This window comes from Dysgonomonas termitidis, from assembly GCF_042654545.1.
Taxonomy (GTDB): Bacteria; Bacteroidota; Bacteroidia; order Bacteroidales; family Dysgonomonadaceae; genus Dysgonomonas; species Dysgonomonas termitidis.
In genome coordinates, this window is sequence record NZ_JBHSGN010000049.1 from 1 (window position 1) to 2,639 (window position 2,639).

A 2,639-nucleotide genomic window follows, 5' to 3' on the forward strand; every position below is an offset into this window, starting at 1 on the left:
CGCAGGAAGGCTGAGCGCAAATCACGTAAGATATCCCAAAGTACACAGGGCAGGCTTCCTGTGACTTATATACGTGAGTCCAGGCGGGAATTAAGTGAAAGGATGGCTTCAACCGTACGCCATAACCGGGCCAGGGGCACCCATGACATAAGCCTGATGTCGGAAATCGTAAGGGAACTGATCTCCATAGGAAAATCCGGCACATGGATATCGAAACATATCGGGATGGACATGGATGAAATACTGCGCTTAAAGCAACTCACCGGGCTGGCCGCTTTATTTGCAGACCGGGAGTTTTCAATAAGGGATCTGGAAAAAAGATGAAAAAAGGATGAAAAAAGAGATGAAAAAAGAGATGAAAAAAGAAAAGTATGAAAAGAAAGATTAGATTTTTATCCCCGTATGTAACGGGATTGTTTTTAACCGGATTGCTGGTGCTGACCGGTTGTTCGCAGGATGAGTCCCAGGACTCCCCCGGGGGTTCCGGCCGTGCTATCTCCTTCCGTGCCCAGGGCGGTACCGGAGGCCTTAAGGCGACCACAACGGGCGGTGACTACATCCATAGTTTTGTGGTCAATGCCATCCGTGACGACGGAACCCCGGGTGTTGACAAGCAACTGTTGACGGGTACCACCGTTTACCGTAACGAGGGCGTTACCGGCTGGACCTATGCGCCGGAGGTGTTCTATCCGACGGTTACAGGCAATAATTATGTAGAATTTTTTGCTTACTCGCCCTCCGGCAGCCGGCATGTCAACCCGGGCCTGGGTGCCGCCGGGGATGATCCGACCAGCCAGGTCATCGGTTATAGCGTACCTGTACCTGCTTCCACAGGAGCCACTGCGCAGGAGGACCTGCTGGTAGCCTACGGCAAGGTTTTGAAGGCAGGCTACGAAAGCCCTGTGAAGCTGCAGTTCCGCCACGCCTTGTCGCGTATACTGGTTGCGGCCAAGAGCGAGGTGTCCGCTGCTGTGACGATCACCGGCCTGGAGTTGAAGAATGTGTATTCCACAGGAGAGCTGAACCTGAAAGGTAATGGCCCGTCGAATACAGGCGCGAGCGACGGTATACCTGTCAGTGAAACCACAGGGACGGAGCTGACCGACTGGTCTTACAACGCTCCGGCTTCAATTACTGCTACCACTGATTATGTCACCTTGTGGGAGAATCCCGGCGACCTGATTGATTACCCTTATGTCCTGCCCGCATCGGGCGTATCTGTCGCCGCCACCAGCCAGCTTGTCACCAGTGCCGAGCAGGGTATGTTTGTGCTGCCGCAGACTACGGAGGGAGACCTGTCCGATACTGACCCTACCGGTGAATTTGCCCTGCTGGTCAACTATACATTGAACGGCGCGCCGCAAACGCCTGTCACCGTCCAGTTTGCGGACTTAAACGGGATCGGAACCCTGGGCGTCACCTTTGAGATAGGCCGCCAGTATGTGCTGAACCTGGAGTTCAAATCTGACGGCAATGTGAAGATAGGCGCGGCCGTTAGCTTCGGGGATATAGATGCCGACCTGTACGGAACGAATATCAATGTTCCTATAAAGACTGTGTGGGCAAGGTCTAATGTCTACTTCAAGCCGGACACTCCGGGAGGCGTTGTGGGCGCGCTGACCTTTGAGGAATCGGGAACGGACAAGCAGAAATACCAGGGATTATATTTCAAATGGGGCTCTCTGATTGGCATAGCTGGTGGTGCAGTTGGAGCTTTCGACAATGACACTTACCTGTATATACCAGACCTTACAACCGGTAAGTATTACAAAGTGAAATCGGGAGAAATCACTAACACCTATAGCGCTGGCACCGGAGAAATGAATGCGGCTGTGACGGCCTATGCTACAATGTATACTGACGGCTCCTACACCTCGATCCCGTTTACCACGTCTACCCAAATTGATAACTCAGCCAGCGGAGAAGGCGACCGTCGCCTGACGCTCCAATCGAATACACTCAAAGCCAGTTATTTGGGGGACGTTTGCAAATTCATTTCAGATCATCCAGCGACAGCCGGCTTGCTCTTGGCCCGCGACTGGGTCTTACCATACATAAACCCGGTTGGATCCATCTCCACATGGACCCTGTATAATGACCCAGGCGCGAGCTTTACGGATGCTAATGGTACGGATGACATCCAATACTGGAACAACACCGCCACCACGGACTTAACCCGCAATTTTTGGCCTAACGCATACTATCGCGATGGCTCCTCCGGTGAACTGATAAAACAGGCAAGTAGCTACTACTCTGGAGGAGTCTGGGCAGCCCCAGCGGGGACCTCCCCTGACCAGGCAACAAACATCACACAGGACACAGACTCACGGCGGGTTACTTGGGGCGCCGGCGGTTGGGACCGACCATTCGGCCTGAGCGTCAGGTGCGTGTCTTATTGATGGATTAAAGACGGAGCTCTTCCGCTCGAATTGATACCTTTGCCGTCCCCATATAAAGGGGGCCGGTTTGGCGGGGAGTGCCCTGCCACCCTTAGGGTAGCGGCGGCACACCCTTGGTAGCAGGAAAGTAATAGTTCGGGTAACCGCGTCTTGCAAAGCCGTACGCGAGTTCTTACCTTTGAGGAAAAAACCTATGGAAACGAACGATTATGTGCGAGGAGTGGCGTTGAGCGAAGCCGA

Annotated in this window: 1 protein-coding gene and 1 pseudogene; both read left to right on the forward strand. The window is 53.4% G+C overall.

Annotation, left to right across the window (positions count from 1 at the left end; all coding sequences use genetic code 11):
* Positions 1 to 324, forward strand: a pseudogene (locus ACFO6W_RS05660) (chromosome partitioning protein ParB); the annotation flags it as partial.
* A 47-nt stretch (positions 325 to 371) separates the two neighbouring features.
* On the forward strand, positions 372 to 2,399 hold the full coding sequence (locus tag ACFO6W_RS05665) for a fimbrillin family protein (protein WP_379994407.1): 2,028 nt from the start codon (positions 372 to 374) through the stop codon (positions 2,397 to 2,399).
* Positions 2,400 to 2,639 lie beyond the last annotated feature (240 nt).